This window comes from Halobacillus amylolyticus, from assembly GCF_022921115.1.
Classification (GTDB): domain Bacteria; phylum Bacillota; class Bacilli; order Bacillales; family Halobacillaceae; genus Halobacillus_A; species Halobacillus_A amylolyticus.
Genome location: NZ_CP095075.1, coordinates 2,567,008 through 2,585,158 on the forward strand (window position 1 = coordinate 2,567,008; position 18,151 = coordinate 2,585,158).

17 protein-coding genes and 2 pseudogenes are annotated in these 18,151 nt (G+C 35.3%); 8 read left to right on the plus strand and 11 right to left on the minus strand.

The genetic code is table 11. The features are described from left to right. Nucleotides 1-2: 2 nt before the first annotated feature. The 6 genes and pseudogenes from MUO15_RS13300 to MUO15_RS13325 all read right to left on the minus strand — a co-directional run bounded on the left by MUO15_RS13300 (nucleotide 3) and on the right by MUO15_RS13325 (nucleotide 7,841). Nucleotides 3-1,253: a bifunctional 2-C-methyl-D-erythritol 4-phosphate cytidylyltransferase/2-C-methyl-D-erythritol 2,4-cyclodiphosphate synthase gene (locus MUO15_RS13300; protein WP_318036161.1), complete on the minus strand. Its 1,251-nt coding sequence runs from the start codon at nucleotides 1,251-1,253 to the stop codon at nucleotides 3-5. Between the two features lie 94 nt (nucleotides 1,254-1,347). Next, nucleotides 1,348-2,454 (minus strand): PIN/TRAM domain-containing protein, encoded by a 1,107-nt coding sequence (locus MUO15_RS13305; RefSeq protein ID WP_245029827.1) that lies wholly within the window; start codon nucleotides 2,452-2,454, stop codon nucleotides 1,348-1,350. Between the two features lie 153 nt (nucleotides 2,455-2,607). Continuing rightward, a complete protein-coding gene (disA, locus tag MUO15_RS13310) occupies nucleotides 2,608-3,681 on the minus strand; it encodes a DNA integrity scanning diadenylate cyclase DisA (RefSeq protein ID WP_245029829.1) in 1,074 nt (357 codons plus the stop codon). Next, nucleotides 3,682-4,299 (minus strand): annotated as a pseudogene (locus MUO15_RS13315) (magnesium chelatase domain-containing protein); the annotation flags it as partial. Between the two features lie 609 nt (nucleotides 4,300-4,908). Beyond that, nucleotides 4,909-6,633 (minus strand): anti-phage-associated helicase HerA, encoded by a 1,725-nt coding sequence (gene herA, locus MUO15_RS13320; RefSeq protein WP_245029831.1) that lies wholly within the window; start codon nucleotides 6,631-6,633, stop codon nucleotides 4,909-4,911. Continuing rightward, nucleotides 6,633-7,841: a DUF4297 family anti-phage-associated protein gene (locus tag MUO15_RS13325; protein ID WP_245029833.1), complete on the minus strand. Its 1,209-nt coding sequence runs from the start codon at nucleotides 7,839-7,841 to the stop codon at nucleotides 6,633-6,635. The genes herA and MUO15_RS13325 overlap by 1 nt, the downstream gene beginning before the upstream one ends. Nucleotides 7,842-8,017: 176 nt before the next feature. On the opposite strand from MUO15_RS13325, the gene MUO15_RS13330 reads away from it, so the two are divergent. Further along, entirely contained in the window at nucleotides 8,018-9,229 is a 1,212-nt protein-coding gene (locus MUO15_RS13330) for a Shedu anti-phage system protein SduA domain-containing protein (protein WP_245029835.1), read from the plus strand. Nucleotides 9,230-9,458: 229 nt separating this feature from the next. Beyond that, nucleotides 9,459-9,863 carry an HI0074 family nucleotidyltransferase substrate-binding subunit gene (locus MUO15_RS13335; protein ID WP_245029837.1) on the plus strand — a complete coding sequence of 135 codons (405 nt, stop codon included), beginning with the start codon at nucleotides 9,459-9,461 and terminating at the stop codon, nucleotides 9,861-9,863. A gap of 122 nt (nucleotides 9,864-9,985) precedes the next feature. On the opposite strand, the gene MUO15_RS13340 is transcribed toward MUO15_RS13335, so the two are convergent. Together MUO15_RS13340 and MUO15_RS13345 are read right to left on the minus strand one after the other, a co-directional pair. Further along, nucleotides 9,986-11,002 (minus strand): hypothetical protein, encoded by a 1,017-nt coding sequence (locus MUO15_RS13340; RefSeq protein WP_245029839.1) that lies wholly within the window; start codon nucleotides 11,000-11,002, stop codon nucleotides 9,986-9,988. Then, nucleotides 10,995-11,561 (minus strand): sigma-70 family RNA polymerase sigma factor, encoded by a 567-nt coding sequence (locus tag MUO15_RS13345; protein WP_245029841.1) that lies wholly within the window; start codon nucleotides 11,559-11,561, stop codon nucleotides 10,995-10,997. The genes MUO15_RS13340 and MUO15_RS13345 overlap by 8 nt, the downstream gene beginning before the upstream one ends. 452 nt (nucleotides 11,562-12,013) lie before the next feature. Here MUO15_RS13345 and MUO15_RS13350 point away from each other — a divergent pair, with 452 nt between their 5' ends. From MUO15_RS13350 to MUO15_RS13370, 5 genes are all read left to right on the plus strand, one after another. After that, the gene (locus tag MUO15_RS13350; protein ID WP_245029843.1) at nucleotides 12,014-12,529 is read left to right on the plus strand and encodes a hypothetical protein; all 516 of its coding nucleotides are present in this window, start codon (nucleotides 12,014-12,016) and stop codon (nucleotides 12,527-12,529) included. A 105-nt stretch (nucleotides 12,530-12,634) separates the two neighbouring features. Beyond that, complete coding sequence (locus MUO15_RS13355) at nucleotides 12,635-12,826, plus strand: DUF6366 family protein (protein WP_245029845.1); 192 nt, start codon at nucleotides 12,635-12,637, stop codon at nucleotides 12,824-12,826. Between the two features lie 400 nt (nucleotides 12,827-13,226). Next, nucleotides 13,227-14,039, plus strand: coding sequence for an undecaprenyl-diphosphate phosphatase (locus tag MUO15_RS13360; RefSeq protein WP_245029847.1), 813 nt, complete (start codon nucleotides 13,227-13,229; stop codon nucleotides 14,037-14,039). A gap of 194 nt (nucleotides 14,040-14,233) precedes the next feature. Continuing rightward, nucleotides 14,234-14,452 (plus strand): hypothetical protein, encoded by a 219-nt coding sequence (locus MUO15_RS13365; protein WP_245029848.1) that lies wholly within the window; start codon nucleotides 14,234-14,236, stop codon nucleotides 14,450-14,452. Between the two features lie 318 nt (nucleotides 14,453-14,770). After that, nucleotides 14,771-15,469, plus strand: a complete 699-nt coding sequence (locus MUO15_RS13370; RefSeq protein WP_245029850.1) for a GNAT family N-acetyltransferase — start codon at nucleotides 14,771-14,773, stop codon at nucleotides 15,467-15,469. 70 nt (nucleotides 15,470-15,539) lie between these two features. Here the strand turns inward: MUO15_RS13370 and MUO15_RS13375 are convergent, their stop codons facing one another. Further along, a complete protein-coding gene (locus MUO15_RS13375; protein WP_245029852.1) occupies nucleotides 15,540-15,773 on the minus strand; it encodes a helix-turn-helix domain-containing protein in 234 nt (77 codons plus the stop codon). Between the two features lie 150 nt (nucleotides 15,774-15,923). Between MUO15_RS13375 and MUO15_RS13380 the strand changes: the two genes are divergently transcribed. Beyond that, nucleotides 15,924-16,451: a hypothetical protein gene (locus MUO15_RS13380; RefSeq protein WP_245029854.1), complete on the plus strand. Its 528-nt coding sequence runs from the start codon at nucleotides 15,924-15,926 to the stop codon at nucleotides 16,449-16,451. A 224-nt stretch (nucleotides 16,452-16,675) separates the two neighbouring features. Here the strand turns inward: MUO15_RS13380 and MUO15_RS13385 are convergent, their stop codons facing one another. Both MUO15_RS13385 and istB read right to left on the minus strand, forming a co-directional pair. Further along, nucleotides 16,676-17,218, minus strand: a complete 543-nt coding sequence (locus tag MUO15_RS13385) for a DUF2538 family protein (protein ID WP_245029856.1) — start codon at nucleotides 17,216-17,218, stop codon at nucleotides 16,676-16,678. Nucleotides 17,219-17,418: 200 nt separating this feature from the next. Next, nucleotides 17,419-18,084 (minus strand): annotated as a pseudogene (gene istB / locus MUO15_RS13390) (IS21-like element helper ATPase IstB); the annotation flags it as partial. Nucleotides 18,085-18,151 lie beyond the last annotated feature (67 nt).

The following is an 18,151-nucleotide window of genomic DNA, read 5'->3' on the forward strand; positions in this document are numbered from 1 at the left end:
ACCTAAGATTGTTGACTATTTTGCAGAAGAACAACAGCCTGGGCGGCAATCCCTTCTTTCCTTCCAGGAAAACCGAGTTTCTCTGTAGTTGTGGCTTTCACATTTATTCGTGATTGTTCTGTTGCTAATAAACGGGCAATAGTCTCACGAATGTCATCAATATAAGGCGCCATTTTCGGGACCTCTGCGATCACCGTACAATCAAGATTCCCTAGGTCATAGCCTTGTTCTTTTACAACATTCCATACATGCTTCAAAAGTTGACCAGAGTCGGCGTCTTTGAATTCAGGGTCCGTGTCTGGGAAATGCTTGCCAATATCCCCTCCTCCAATTGCTCCAAGACAGGCGTCAGCAATCGCATGGAGCAACACATCAGCATCGGAGTGACCGATCAGCCCTTTTTCATGGGGAATTTCAACACCGCCGATAATACATTTACGTCCTTCTGCTAATTGGTGCACATCAAATCCTTGACCTATTCGAAACATAGCCTGATCCTCTGCCTTTCCTGTTTGATTACCGCCTGCATAAGCCTCTGCTTTTGTTAAATCTTCCGGAGTCGTTAGCTTAATATTGTCATAACTTCCTTCAACAACCTCAACCTTCTTGCCCAAACGCTCCACTAGAGAAGCATCATCCGTACCGTCATATTTTTCAATCCGGGCTTGTTCATGGGCATCCAAGATTAATGGATAGTCAAAGCCTTGCGGGGTTTGGGCCGCCCACAACAACCTTCTCTCAAGCGTCTGCAGGTACCCCTCGTTTTTTCGTTTAATCGTATCCGTCACCGGTACAGCTAACAAAGCTGCTCCGTTATCACGCACCACTTCCGCCAGCTTATGTAAATTCTCATGTTTTACAAAAGGACGGGCCCCATCATGAATAAATACAGGAAGTTGGGTATGCTGAATTGTTTGCAGGCCTGCATATACGCTGTCCTGTCGCTCTGCCCCCCCATTTACCAGGGTAATGGCCGCCGCAAAATCATATGCTTTGATAAGTTCCTTCATTTGTTCATGCTCTTGGTGATTTGTTACGAGTATAATTTCCTTACAGCAATGATCTGATACAAAAACCGCAAGTGTATGTATAATTAATGGTTTATTATCAATCATTAAAAACTGTTTATTCTTACCGGCAAGCATCCTCTTCCCTTGGCCGGCTGCTAGAATAACGGCTGTATAATTCGTCATTTTTACCATCCTAATCAAGAAAAAGCGCGAAAGGCAGGTGTCCCTGAAGATGCTAGACATTCCTATGCGCAAAAACTTAATATTTTTGTTGAAACAACAAAAGCGATAACATACCGTTATCACTTTTGTTTTTCTCTATTTGTTTATACCGTTTTTATAAAGCTTTTTCAAGTGATTTTGGCTTAGCAAAAATCATGCGGCCTGCAGATGTTTGAAGGACACTAGTCACGACGACCTCAATCGTCCTGCCAATGTACTCCTTCCCTTCTTCAACTACAATCATCGTTCCATCATCCAAATAGCCAATTCCCTGTTTTTGTTCTTTGCCGTCTTTAATAATCTGAATCGTCATCTCTTCACCTGGAAGAACAACTGGCTTAACCGCATTTGCTAGATCATTAATGTTTAGGACCTGGACGTTTTGGAATTCACATACTTTATTAAGGTTGAAGTCATTTGTAACGACAATGCCGCCCATAACCTTAGCAAGCTTCACAAGCTTACTGTCCACCTCCTGAATTTCCTCAAAATCCCCTTCATAAATCTCCACCTTTACAGGTAAATCTTTTTGGAGACGATTTAAAATATCTAGTCCACGTCGACCGCGGTTACGTTTGAGACCGTCCGAAGAGTCGGCAATATGCTGAAGTTCTTCCAAAACAAACTGTGGAATCACAATCGTGCCCTCAAGAAAGTGGGTTTCACATATATCAGCAATTCGTCCATCAATGATCACACTTGTATCTAAAATTTTCTCTTTCGGAATCATTGAACGGTCCACAACGCCCGCCTCTGCAAGCTCTTCTTCACTCGTTTTTTTATCTTTCTTGTTGGCAATGGTAAGCAAGTTTAAGAACTCGTCCTTCCTCTTAAACCCTACCTGAAAACCGAAGTAACCTAGCAGGAACGTTATGAAAATCGGTAAAACTTGGTTAACAATTTGAATCTTAATATCTTGTAATATGTTATTGACTAAATAAGCAATGAGCAGCCCGACAATTAATCCAAGACTCCCAAATAGCAAATCAGCAACAGGGGCGCGTACGAGTGCATCCTCTACCCACCTTAAAAAATTAACAATATAATCTACAACCCAAAATGTTAGTAAAAATAAGATTAGTGCTCCTAAAACGGCCCCGACTACGGATTGAATCCATCCTTGCCATGTAACATTCATCATCGAGAGTAATTCGGGGATATAAAGATAACCAAGCGTCCCCCCGGTTACAACAATAAATAACTGAACAATTCGTCTAAGCACTTCATTCACCTCCTTGATCACATTATGACCAAATTCACGGATTATTAATCGATAAAAACATAAATGATGATTCCTAAACTAGCACAAATTCCAAATACAGTCAATTTAAAAACTAAAATTATATCATGCAACCTATTACCCTGTCAAATTTACTCATATGTGCCGATCAACAAATAATTGCTCCTGAATCCGCTCAAGACCATCACGAATCTTTGTAGCTCGAATTTCCCCTACACCATCCACTTCAACTAGTTCTTTTACGGAAGCTTGAACAATCTCGTTTAACGTACCAAATCTCTCTACAAGATGTTCGATGATTACAATGGGAAGTCTTGGAATGCGATGCAATATTCGATATCCCCTCGGATAGATAGGATCAGTCATTTTTTTAGCAGATGAATAACCTAACAGCTTCAGCACCTGTTCATCTGATAATAATTCTGCGTTTGCCCCTTCCTGCATTTTTCGCAGGATATAATATGGTTCATAGTCCGGACGCTTACTATAATCCTTCAATAAAAACTTTGCATCCTCTTCAATGTTTGAAACAAGCTCTGTAAGCTGCAGTTGAATTAAGCGGCCTTCTGTTCCAAGTTCGTTTACGTAGTTCAAAATTTCTGTTTTAATCCTTAAGACCATTTCGATGCGGTGAACGACCTGAACGACCTCTGAAAAAGAGACCATATCTTCAAATTCCATTGCACCTAAATTCGTCACACTTTGATCTAACACATTTTTATATTTTTCAAGCGTCTGAATCGCTTGATTTGCTTTTGTCAAAATCACACCAATATCTTTAAGTGAATACCGTAAAGGACCTTTATAAAGAGTAATTACATTTCTCCTCTGGGAAATCGCAATAACCAAATGGCCGGTTTGTTTCGCCACTCGCTCCGCCGTCCTGTGGCGCATACCCGTTTCGGTTGAAGGAATATCAGGATCAGGCATTAACTGTGCATTGGCATACAGGATCTTTGCACCCTCATCATTCAAAATTAATGCTCCATCCATTTTAGCCAGTTCATATAAATGGGCGGGGGTAAAACGTGATTGAATATGAAACCCGCCATCGACCAGCTCTTGAATCGTCTCACCGTACCCTACAACAATAAGCCCGCCCGTCTTGGCACGTAATACATTGTCTATGCCGTCACGAATCGGTGTACCAGGCGCAACAAATTTAAGAATCTCTCCGATGCCGTTATCTTTTGTTTCTTGTAACTCCATTTACCGCTCCCCCAATATGACCTGCATGGCTTCTTGGACAGTATTGACACCGATTACCTCAATCGCCTGTGGCGGTGTCCAGCCATCTAAATTTTTCTTTGGAATAATCACTCGTTTAAAACCGAGTTTATTCGCTTCCTGAACCCGTTGCTCGATACGGGCTACTCTTCTAATCTCACCCGTTAAACCGACCTCACCTACAACCACATCATCCCCATTCGAAGCCTGATTACGGAAGCTTGAAGCAATACTCAGGGCAACCGCCAAATCAATTGCAGGTTCGTCCAGCTTGACTCCACCTGCTACCTTTATATAGGCATCCTGATTCTGAAGCAGCAAGCCTGCCCGCTTTTCTAAAACGGCCATTAATAAAGGCACACGGTTCGTATCAAGCCCTGTAGCCATTCTTCTAGGGTTCCCATAGGATGTGGGTGAGATTAAAGCCTGGATCTCAACTAAGACAGGTCTTGTGCCTTCCATAGAGGCTACGACAATCGATCCCGCTGCTCCTTGAGACCTTTCCTCGAGAAAGATCTCCGAAGGGTTCAGAACCTCCTCTAGGCCCTTCTCTTTCATTTCAAAAATCCCCATCTCATGTGTACTGCCAAAACGATTTTTTTGGAATAACCTAAAGTTGTTTTTTTATATATGCCCGATATTTTAAACGGTTAGTTACTCCTAAACTTAAGCATCCATATGAAGCCCATCTGAATCACATTATATTTTTGATATCTATAATAGCTAGTATTCTTAAAAAAAGAAGTGATACCCTCATTAATTAATACGTTAAAGGAAGGAAAAAGGTTTCACCATAATTAATTTATATCATACTTATTTAGATATGCATCTAAAATAACCAAAATGTAAGAGGACTGAAACACTGTGTTAAATTTTAGTTCACAAAAAATACAATAAAATTGTTCAATGACATATAAATTAATTGGGAGCTTTTGAATTCCCCTATGTATATAATAATATAGACCAATTATGGAATTAAGCGAAATGTCTTGCCTTAATGGGGTGATATCGAAAATGAGAAGTTTAAGGAGAAAAGTTACTTGTGATTAAAAAAGAAATCATTACTAGGGAGATCCAGGAACACTTGCCGAACTCTTATATAGAAGCAGCTGAGTCCAACTATCCTTTCGAATTAAACCTATATATCTTCACGTACACTTAAATAGAAAGGGGCGCAATCCAATTACTGATGAACTGCGCCCAATATATCTATTTATACCATTCATTCTTAATTTTCCCTATATCAAGTTCCTTCCACTTATCTTTCCATAATTGCCAATAAGGGATATCACTAGATGATGGGGGTGATTGACATTCGTCAACTTGTACTATTGTTGGAAGCACAATTGATTCCCCAATTAGTAAAGCCTCACCAGCTCTTAATGAAGGCATTTTTTCTATAAGATTCCCCATTGTGTCAGGTAACAGCTTTTTTACATAATTTTGATCGTTTGGGTTTGTTAATCTCATAGCTATAAAGTTGTTACATTGGGAAAAAATAGTCTCAGATATCTCTGAGGGCCTTTGACTAGCAAGAAGGAGTGTTACTCCATATTTTCTTCCTTCTTTAGCTATCCTTTCAATTGATTTTTTAGAAGACCTGTACTTGGATAACTCACTGTTAGGTACATATTTATGCGCTTCCTCGTAAACAAGAAGCACAGGAACATCATTATTTATACTCTGTTGAGGGTCATCTTCAGTTCTTAACCTTTTATAATAGTATCCGTACTCAAATATAATTCTTGAAATTAAAGAGACAGTTATACTTAGAACCTCAAATGGAACACCACTTAAGTCAAAAACAGTAACGTTAGATTTCGCTTCCTTTTTATATCCCAATAAATTTTCTAATGTTTCTTCAAACGTAATTTGTTTTGAAGGGTCTCCAAGCAAGAAATCAAATCTCTTATCATTAATTTTGTTTTCTAAGCGATTAATAAAATTAATTAGCTTACCAGTAACCCCTCCATTGGAAGTGCCCTGAGGTGTTAATTTTTCAAAAAAGAGCTTATGACGGTTTTCTTCATTGTCTATAAAGATTTCTCCCTCAGAATCCTTCCACTGGATCACATTATCCTTTTTCCTTTCATTATTTCGATTTTCAACATACTGTAATACTTCATTTAAATCAAAGAAAGTTGGGGAATCGAAATGTATTTTTTCCCTGTCAGCCGCATCACGATTTAGTTTAAGCTTTCTGTTATTTACTACTGCCTCTTTAAATACATTTCTCTGATTGTGATCGTTCGCTTCTGTATCGAGGAATAACTCTTCCAACTCTTCACTATTTAACAACCAGTAAGGCAGTGTAAGATTAGAAATATCGATAAAGTTTGCTTCTGGAAATGCTGACCTGTATTCAGAGTGGATATCAAAAAGTATTATGTGAGAGTTATTCAGTTCAAAATTTCCGTCTTTCTCGTTTATGGCATTCTGTAAAATGGTTGAAAGTGTGTGTGACTTCCCAGACCCTGTTGAGCCGACTACTGCAATATGCTTATTAAAAAATTTGTTCCCATCAACAGGAACACTAATATCATTATTGGTTGATAAAGATGAAAAATTGAATTTCACATTATCTGGAATTGATTCGGTGTAAATTTTTCTAATATCCTCTTCAGTTGCTGGTTCTACCTTTTTGGGAGGGATAGCTAGTGAATCACCACCTCTAATAAATTCACCGTCTTTAATTAATCCCATTGGGTTAGCTTCAATTATATATTTTCTCTGACCTTCATCACTAACCTCAATAGAGAAATTTTCAATAATAGCGATTAAAACCGCCTTATCATTGTCAAAAACTCTAAGATACGAACCTACTTTCAGGGTTTCATCAGCCACCCTAAAATCCTCTAATTTGTCTACAGATATCTTTACTTTATTTGGAAAAACCGAAATAACCTCAGCATTTATTTTTTCATTTACAGACACTATATGACCTCCTTTATTTCCTTAATATCTTGAAGTGGAATTTTGATGTGTTTCGCACTAATGTCACCGGAATTAAAATATGGCTCCTCCTGATAAAACTGATAAACCTCTTTAGTTGTACTTATTTCATCAAGTGTCATTTTTATATGTTCAATATCATTAATAATTTTCACATTAATGTTATTAGCGGGACCTGCGGTAACACACATAGACCTAGGTGAAAAAGGTGCACCGTGAAAATCAAACCCGTCTATGAAATTAAACCCCTCTGAGTGTAAATCAATCTTTAAATTAATTAACTCTTCAGCCGAAATATTATGTATATAAATATATGGACAAAACGTGGTAGGATTTCTCCTTGATAGATTTGACCACCTTTTTGATATCAAGAAGATTAATTCCTTTATTTCTAATCTTTCATAGGTAGAACTATTCACTTCAATTAAAAAAAACCTTTCATATGGCGAGGTGTTTAAAGTTGATGGGAAATACTGGTTTCTTAAATTCCTTAAAAATTTCTTTCTTCCTTTGAAAAGTACAAACCATTCATTAAAAAGGATTTCTTTTGTATCTATTCTTCTCAGGAATTCACTCTTACTAACTGTCCTACCGGATGGCTTTGTTGATATTTCTTTTATAAGTTTAATTGCATTGTTGTAATAAAAGTGTTCAGCCTCAAACTTAGTACAATCAAAGTGCTCTTTGATCGAATCTATTACTTGTTCCCATTGTTCATTGTATTCTTTAGCGTGAATATCGATATTAAGTTTATTTAGGAATTCTCTTAAATCATCATCAGACAGTGCCAAATCCTCGTGATGGCAAGACTTAATTCGGTCTTTCGTGTATGTAAGGAAATTGTCTTTTAGAAAGTCAATATCAATCGGTAAAGTTAGCTTATGCTGACCACTTTTATAGTGACCGTATAAATGATAATCTAAGCTCGGTCTTTTGCCGCTTTTAACATCTTTAAAGTGAGTAAGCATTAATCTTATCGGCTTTGCAATAACAGAGTGATTATATTCTGTCTTAGCATAGTATTTACATTGGATGGCCACATCTTTTTCTACTGTCTTTATATCAACATCCTCAATTCCTTCAATTGTAATAGAGTCGTCTACATTACTTAAACCAAGTAATTGTGCAATTGAATAGTCAAATTGGTAAAAGTATCCTCTTATAGTATCTGTTGCTTCTCTAGTACTCATATTTCCCCCCAAATTAAACCTTCTTACCACTTTTTTCTACATACTTCCTTAAAAGTCCTTCTTTTACTCTATGAAAATTTAGCTTTTCTTGATGGAAAGATTAGTTTATATGTTACCAAAAAAAAGGACTTTAGTTATAATAGTTTTAGCTAACGTTTGAATGGAGGGAATTTTACTTGAAATTAAAGACATTTATAGAATTGAGTAATAAATTTTTCACTGATTATTTCAAATCTATCTTCAAAGGGGTTATCACTAAGCAAATTACTCTTCAAGATGAAGGAAACCTTTTATTCCCAAATATTGCCCTTTATACTGAAACAGATGATCACTTTATTTTAGAACTATTTGGGGCAACCAAAGGCTTTACTAATTTGAACACAAAAAAACATAAAGAGAAATCAACTCAAAGGTATCTATATCAATTTGATACTGAGTCTCATCATAAAGGGAATGGAGTCTTAAATTTTAATGGGGATAACATAGAAATACGAGACTTTCTTGTCTCAACCCCCTACGATGTTAAAGAATTAGATAGGCGATTTAAATTCCATAACAGATGGTCAACAAAATTCATTAAAGAAAGTAGTGAAAATGGAGCTTTAATAAGCTTCGGGGATGATTTTGGTTCGGCTTTTATTGAAAATTGTGTTCTTGTTAATAGGTTTAATGAATTTTATCGTGTTAAGCAGATTACATCTATGATAATTGTAGATAAGAGCAAATCAGCTCACAAATATAAGCGACTGTTAAATAGCAAGTTAAAATGGCCTGTTAACTCAACTAATGAACTATATGGGGTAAGATATAAGCAAGGTGAAAAGCTAGAAAAGGAGTTAATTTCTAGCCAATTTATTAATACATTTCTTGTTCCTGGTCTAAGAGAAACGACAATTGGAGATTTTTTGAATGAAAACCCTTCTTTTCTAAAAACAGCTTTAACTTGTGAGGGCTTTTTATATGAGAAGGAGTTTGAGTGGAAGAAAGGAAACCCTGATCCAAGTGAAAAATTTATAAATCCTGATTTTATGGTTAAAAGAAGTGATGGATTTTATGACATTTGTGATTTAAAAACACCGAAATTAGACAAGGAAAAATTAACTACACGGACCCATAAAAGACGCGGTTTTGTTACTTATATTGATGAAGGGACATCTCAGTTAGCAAATTACAAAGAGTATTTTGAGTTTGATCTTAATAAGGAATATGCTCAACAAATATATGATGTAAGGGTAAAAGAACCTTCTTTATATTTGATTGTAGGAAACTACGAAAACTTAGATGCAGAAGAGCTTAGAGAAGCCTCGAGGAAATTAAGCAAAGACTTTAAAATTATAGACTTCGACACACTTAATTCATTATTTTTAAATAAAAGGTTTAATGAATGAAATAAAATCAACAAACAGCAAATTCTTTTGCAGCAAGATGCGTTAAAGAGCTGTGGTACCAGTCACTCATTAAATATTCTTCTTATACAACTCCACCTCAAAAAACCTAAACTCATTTTGTAAACTAGGAATTGATTTGTTGTTTGTCTTGCAAGTGTTTATTGCTAAACTAAGCTTACTAAATGAGGAAAGCTGATATTCAGCATATTGAAAGAAGGTGTAGTTATTTATGAAGGAAAGGCTCTACGAGAAGCTTAATGACTACAAACGTGCCAGGGCTAGACTTCACGAGGCAACCCAAATACAGCTAGAAGACGATATTGTGTATGATGGTGTCATACAACGTTTTAAGTTCACATTTGAGTTAAGCTGGAAGCTTATGAAGATGTTCTTGGAGTACACAAGGATAACGGAGGTTAGAAGTCCTAGAGAAGCGATAAAAGAATCTTATAGATTTGGATTAATTGAAAGTGGAAAACAGTGGATTGATATGATGGTAGACAGAAACAAAACTTCAAATCTTTATAATGAGGAGCAGGCAAAATTAATGTACGAAAAAATTAAAAGTATTTATAGCCATCTACTCACTAATTTGTGTGATAAGTTGGAAGAAGAAATGTTAAAGTTAGAATGATCTTTATGGGAAAAATCATTTAGATGAGGCCACGGTTCGAATTAGACCATATCTTTTATCTATGTATACTAGGAGCATAAAAGCCCAACCCCTATAGAGGTTGGGCTTTTATTGTTAATTTCTTATTCCACTTTGTCTGTGGTTGGTTTATAACCATCCAACTTCGGTTCAAAAACACTGTTATCAATGGGAACATTTATTTCGAGTTTTTCGGTATACAAATAATTCACAACCTCATTATCGGCATTGTAAGTTTCATATTTCACTAGTATTCCTGTATCTTTATCTACCCAAAACCGAAATGTTGAAGACTTATGCTTAACTGACGCATATTCGTTCAACGTGCCACTGAGGACAACTGTGTTGTGCTCAAGCAATATTTCATTTTGTTTCTCAATTTCCCAATTACTCAAATTCCTAGTATAGTTAGAGGCAATTTCATAAGGAAAAAGGGAACTCTTTGCTGATCCTATAGGTGGGCGACCTCGATACGACGTTACATTGTTCCCCTGCTCATCTTTACTAAATGCTTGGTCCATACCAAGTTTTTCTCCACTTATATCAATAAGGTGTCGAACCTTTTCAAATGTTTTGTTTTCACTAGAGACTTCCCAAATGAATTTGTCATTGTAGTAGTTATACTCAACTTTCTTTTCCCTTTCAGATCCATATCTAGTAACCTTGCTGTATCCTGCAAACGGATTAGACAAGCTTAGTTGATACTCTACATCATATGTGGTGTCTGCAATATGATATTTAAATTTTCCCTTAGCAGTTTGGAAGTGACCTACAGAATTAAGCATCTTGGTGAGGATATCTTCTTTAGTCATATCATCGTAATTCTCTTCCTTATCTGGTGGAATATACATAGTCTCAGGTTCTTCAGTGTTTTGGTTTTCTTGCTGCCCTCCATTAAAAACCCCGTTTTGAGAAGTTATAAAATAGCCTAGCCCAAACAAAGTTAGAAATAAAACACTTAAACTAAGAACAATATTATAAGTCTTAGTGATTTGAAAGATATTTGATGTCTTTTTCTTCTTAATATGATTAAACACATACTTTTTATTTTCATCCTCAAAATGCATACCTTTAAAAATGGAGTGATCCATTTTTGTCTTTAAATTATTTAGTTTATTCAAGCTTATCCCCTCCAAGAACTTTCTTAAGCTTCTGTCTTGCCTGGTAGAGTCTTGATTTAACAGTATTTTGATTGGTTTTTATTAGATGTGAAATTTCTCTAATATTTAAGTCTTCATAATAATGCAAGATGACCACTTCGCGTAGTTTGACGGGTAATTCTAAAACCTTTATCGATATAAAATGGTTTTCCTCGTTCTTTAACAAATTCGTTTCGGGCGATGAACTTCTGTTTTTTTCTTTATAAATGAACGTATCTAGCAATAATATATTTTTCAGGGACCAACTTTTTAGTACATCTTTGCATTTATTAATCGTTATTCTATACATCCAGGTTTTGTAGGATGAATCGTGTCGAAAAGTCTCTATCTTTTTATAACATTTAATAAAAACCTCTTGGGCGACATCCTCGGCCATTTGCTTATCTTTAACATATGTATAAGCAAGTCGAATTACACTGTCCCCATACTCGTCCATTAACGAGCTGATAACTCTATCTTTATCCAAATTGTCAGTTGATTCTTGTTCATAAATAATTGCCTTTTCTGATTTATCAAGCAATCGCTTTCTCCCCTTTTTCAGCCTTTTTAGTGTTAAATCCCTAATGTTAACTTTTTAGACGAAGCAACTTGCATAACAGTTGTAATTTAAATTAAAGTTTTCATCAAACAGCAGGTGTTAAAAATTAGACTGAGAAGGCGTTCCTTAAAAAATGAAAAGTGCTTAACTTAAATAGTAATCGGGAGGAGGGTATAATAATAAGATAAATGGTAGAAGGGTGATTAACTCACATAAAGTTAGACAGTTTGTTAATTTATCTTCAGCAATAGGGCCATATTCTGGAATAACGTATTGTGCAAATGAGGGAAATTTGAAATAATTGGTATTAAGAAATAGGGTTAGTTTTAATTGAAAGTTAAAACTTTTTAATCTTGATCTCGTCTCACATTATAAAGGAGTTCTTTAATAAAATGTAGAAGGGCTACTTAGTTATTAAAGGAAGGGGTTTGGAAATGAAAAAAGCAGCAGCAGTGCTATTTGCAATCTTTCTTTTTATGGTCAATCAATCGTCTTTTGCCTTTCCGGTAGAAACTAATTACTCTGGTAAACAAGGTAAAGAGCAAAATCATTCACAAGTTTGGGTAAAAGATTATGACACAGAAATCCAGGTTATAGCACCTCAGACGAAAAACCAAAAAGAAATTACTAAACAAGAAGAAGTTGTGGAGATAATTAACACTATAAACTCTGCATATGATGTCAAAACTAATCCCGAACAACGCATTAAGTTAGGTGTATTGAAGTTCAATGAACTCGATGCTATACAGGTTTATCTTTCCAAAGACAAGTCATCAGTTTACCTACACTCTGATAAGGGTGCAAAGGTAATTACATCAAAAGACTTTTATCAATTATTTCAACCATCAATAGAAGCTGAACCTCTTCCACCAGGATATGAACCTAAAGCTTTTCCTCCATTACCAAAAGGAGAGGGATTAGATTCAGAAGACGTAGAAAAGTTGAATTGATCTTTCCTCAATAAAGGGCGCTTTTCTTTAATAAAGATCAGCGTCTAAATTTCGTTTGTAGGGCCATTTTGCGGAATAAAACATAAAACTTTTAGGGGTGATAAAATGGGCAGAGATAACGAAACACCTGAAGAAAGAAGAGAGAGGCTAAGACAAAAAGAATTAAACAATCCTTCCAGTAGTACACACGGGAGCGTTCTTTCTGATTTAGTCGGTGGTTTAGGATGGAAAGGTACTGGAATACTTATTCTTGTATTAATATTAGCTGTTATAATATATGCCATTTTCTTCCGCTAAAGGGGCGCAATTCTTGAACAAAGGATTGCGCTTTTATTAATTTATCGGGCCAAATGTGGAGTAACGCTTAATAAGTAATTTGGATATTTATGTTAAAATATATTGAGGTTACCAGGAACTGTACTTAACCAACCTAGGTGAAGTTAAAAAGCTAATACGCTCGGGGGACATATATGGTTTGTAGTTGGAAAACTTGCTCTGCAGATATCAAAAATTAAGTAGGATTAGTTAGGGTGATTTTTATTGAATTAATTATTAACGTATTACTTGGTGTTGGTATTGTTATATTCTTATTATTTTCCTTTGTGGCCTATGTTACTTTTAAAGATAGAAAATAAAAATACGGGACTACAAAAACAAGAAGAATAGAGCTAGTAATATGAACTAAGGGGAAATTGCAATGCAGGATTTATGGTTATTATTAAAGTATATATTTTTAGGTTTATTTCAAGGTTTTACGGAACCTATTCCCATTTCATCCAGTGGCCATCTTGTTATTCTTCAAGAATTGATTGATATGGAAAATAAAGGATTAGACTTCCTAATCCTTGTAAACTTTGGATCATTGATCGCTGTGCTAATAATTTATCGCAACGATATTATGAGATTAATACAGAATGGAATAGGATATATTTTATCGCGAGATTCCAAACTGAAGGATGACTTTTACTTTATTATTTACTTAATTATCGGAACAATTCCAGCAGGTGTACTTGGAATTTTATTTGGGGATTTTATAGAAGCAGAACTTAATGAAGTGTGGATTGTTGGAGTTACGTTGCTTATTACAGGTCTTGCTTTATGGATCATCCGAGATCTTAGAGGAAATAAAAATGAAGGGAGTCTCACCTGGAAGGATGCTCTGTTAGTGGGGTTAGCTCAAGGGGTGGCTTTGATACCGGGGATTAGCCGTTCAGGGGCTACGATTGTCGCAGCTATGTTATTAGGAATGAAACAAGAAACAGCCCTTCGTTTTTCTTTCCTTTTATACATCCCTGTAAGCTTAGGAACTATGATTCTTTCTATTGACACATTCATAGAAAGGAATTTGTCACAAGTCTGGGCTTTATACACTATTGCTTTTATCGCTTCTATAATCGCATCGTACGGAGCACTAAAATGGTTTATGAATATAATGGCTCAGGGTAAGCTGAAGTATTTTTCCTTTTACTGTTTTATCATAGGTGGACTCGTGCTACTGTTCATATCATAACCAATTTATTATTTAAATCTCAGTACATAGTAGTTGTGTTATTAAAGAATAGGGCGCGTTTATCAAATAACGTGTCCTTTTTACATTTAAGGGCCAGATAATGGAATAATTTCTTGTGACAAATATGGAAATTTGAAATAATTGTTGTTAAGTTAAAGGGCAGGATTGTCTAAGATAGAAATTGTTTAATGGGGGTGTTATTTATAGAAAGAGATACAGAAAAGCAAATATTAGAGGAATTAAAAAACATAAATCAATCTTTACAGGATATTAACGAAGGGAACAATGATGAAAAGTCACCTCTAATTTTTGATATTGTAAAGTCTCTGCTGATAGGAGTTCTAATTGTAGGCCCTGCCATTGCAGTAGTGATGGTGTTTTTCCAAGTATTAGGAATTTGGATGTTCAATTAAGGGGCGCCAAAAGAACCAGAGGGCTAGTGCATTAATGTGTATAATTCCATCGGTATTTATATTCTTTGTTTCAATTTATACTTTAATAAGCTAATAGGTATTCTTTTGCCACATAATCAATGTTCCGTAATAGGGGCGCGTTTATCGAATAACGCCTTCCTTTTTACATTTAAGGGCCAGATTGTTGAAGATCGGAAAGGATATTATTCAGGAAGCTGAAGTTGAAATTATACAAATGTTATTCAATTGACAGATATTTAGTTGGTCTGGAAAAGATAACGATTAATAAGAATATTTTGTCGTCTAAGACATCTCTTATTGAAGGGGGTCAGATCAATTACTATTTATAGAGGTGACTCGATTTATATACGACCAATGGAAACAGGGGACATTGATTCACTACTTGATCTCCGAATTAACAACCGCAGTTTTTTTGAACAATTTGAAACAAAGCCACCTGAATCTCATTACACCACTGAAGGGCAAGAATCGGTCATAAAAGAACTGGAACAGGATTGGAAAAGTGAAGTTCGCTTTGGATTCGGGATTTTTCTAAATAAAACAGATCAGCTTATAGGGAGAACGACTCTTGGAAATGTTGTAAGAGGTCCACTTCAAAGTTGCTATATTGAGTACTATACCGACCAACAATACAACGGTAACGGGTACACCTCCGAAGGAGTACAACTAATAGTACAATTTGCATTCAAAAAAGCCAAATTACATCGTATAGAAGCAGCAGTTAAACCTAATAATTTGGCATCAATGCGTATATTAGAGAAGGTTGGATTTAAATACGAGGGGGTAGCTAGGGAGTATCTAAGAATAAATAATCATTGGGAAGATCATTGTAAATATGCCTTAATTGAATCAGATTACTTTTCAAAACCGTCATACTTAGCTAGTCAGTCCAACAGTACAAACGAGTTAATAGCTGCTATGAAAAAGTCTGTTAACACAAACTACAAAAAAGAGTTGCAAAGGTATATCGAAGCACATAAAAAACCTAAATTATAAAAATAAAAAAATCGTTATGAGCTTTTTTATTGAAGTGATATTCATACGATACCGCCGGTGCTCCATTTAATTACTTATTAGGATATAATAATCGTTCTGTATCCTTTATAAGGTCAGTCGGATTGATATTTAATGCGTTGGCTAAATTAAATATAGTAACGATAGTTGGATTTCTTTTACCTCTTTCTAACAAACTAATATAAGTCCTATCTAAATCGCTAAGTTGTGCTAATTTTTCTTGTGATAAGGATTGTTCTCGTCTTATTATCTTCAGAGAATGACCAAAAGCTTTTTCAATTTCCATTATGTTTCCTCCACAATTTCTTTAAGTTCATACTCAAAGAATTGAGGGGCTGAGTCTACGGACTATAGTCTACAAACTAATATAAGTGTGATAGAATAGCGTAAAGATTTATTTTATTATTGTGCTTTGGAAATTCTGGAGGAAAAAAAGATGGATGATTTTGATACTATTATTAGCGACTTGGAATTACCGAATGAACTAAAAGATTTTCTTATTTCTAGTAAAAGCATTAGAGAATATATAAACAAACCACTACTCAAAGATGTTGAAGACCTATATATTTTTTATAAATCTTTTTATGTATTCGATAAGTCGGAGTTTGGTGCTCAATCTATTGCTGCCATAAAGCGATGTAAAGACCAAAGCACTTTTTACTATTATTTAAAGAAAATTTTAGATTCAGATTTAGAATTTCAATCCAAAAATAGCTTAAATAAAGAGGAATTGAACTATATTAAGTTAGAAAGAGGACTTTTAAACGATATTATTAAAGACTCTACATCCATATTTATACACATTGTGAACAAGATCTATAATAAAGAGGAAAATATTGATATGATACAAACATATAAGGCAGTTGGGAAACTAGAGTTAATTAATCAGATAATAGAAGACCCATATTATAAAGACCTCTTAGAATCTGGAAAAATTGTTATTAATGAAGCAACAACAGCATAAATAAGGGAATGAATAAACTGGTTCAGGTGTAATCATTTTTAATCCCTAATTTCAGACAAACAAAATGAAACTTGATTTTTACCTCTTTTAAAAATTCCCGTTACAAGAAAAAAGGACAGACCTTTTTAAGAGGATCTGCCAAAAAGCATTATATAAGCCCCTTAACGGTTCTAAGAGGAAACTAAAGTCTACTATGAAGGTTCTGAAGTAAAAGAAAATACTTCTTATCTGTTATGATTCTCTCGCAAGTGTTTTAAAAGAGCTGATTCGCCACTCGTGTCTCTTGATTGCTTGATATAATCGTGCCTTCTCTCTAGGTAAGCCTTAACCTTTTTTTGCACTTCACTTAACTCTTGTATTAATCCTTTTCTAATTCTGAGAGCGTCTATTATGATCGGGGTTTGTTTCTCGTCTGCATTACTGATTAACCTACCAAAATTCATATTTTCAGATGAACTACCACTAAAAAGTGCTGCAGCGAAATAAATTAACTCCTTATAAGAACTTGAAAAAGGAATCTCATTCCTTGTCTCTTCTGTTTTATCCCATTGGTGAAACCAGGATAGGAAGTGACCTCCTTCAGAAATATCTTTCTTCATTATTTCATATAGCTTTCCAAATAGCTCCGGGCAAGCGATTATATACATACCACTTAAATACTCCCTGTTATCCCCGATGTCACCTTTAAATTGTATTTCTATTAATGCCTTAAGGTTATCTTCGTGTTCATCCGAAATATAATAAACTTGATCAAGAATCTTAATCACCTTAACCTTTCTGAATAGGCTTCTCTAGAACTTTATTGAATTATTAAAAACGAATTTAATTTTTATTCTTTTTATATTCTCCTTCAATGCCTTTAAATAGGCCACTCAAAATCAGAAACAAGATGTCCCCTCTAAATGTAGTTAGATCCCAGTCAATAGCCTCATGTAACCGTCAAGTGATTTTGAACACTTTTTGATCATTAATTCTGAACAGTTTCTGACTGAAATAATGACTTTCGATATTTAATTCGGTGACTTGGCCCATCGAAATGAAGAACTTCAGAACGGTGAAGAAGACGATCCAAGATGGCTGTCGTAATTCCTTGATCACCAAGGAGCTCTCCCCATTCCTCCGGTCCTTTATTTGAGGTCAGGATAATTGAACTTTGCTCATACAGATGATTTACTAAATGGAAAAATAGATTCGCTTCGTTTTGATCCATCGCCATATACATCAAGTCATCAATGATGACCAAATCAGCGTTTCTTATTCGCTTTAACTGCACTTGTGATTTGCGAAGATATTCTTCACTTTTCAATAAAGGTACCAGCTCTCCGATCGACACAAAAGAGACGCGAAGACCGTTATAAATGGCTTCTAATCCAAGTCCGATGGCGATGTGTGTTTTACCTACACCTGGCGGTCCCAGAAAGATTAAATTATATGATTCTTCCAACCAAGTAAGCTCTTTTAGCTGTTTGATCTGTCTTTCACTTAACGACGAGATCTCCTCGATATCAAACTCCTCAAGAGTCTTTTGATACGGGAATTTCGCCCACTTCAAGTGTTTATCAATCATTTTCTCTTGTCTTCTTTTCTCCTCATATGTGAGGAGTTCCCTCAGGAACTCTTGATAAGTCCAAGAATGTATTTGGCAAGAGAAATATGTATAAAACGGCAACCCTTTTTGTAGCCACTTACCAACGTTCCAT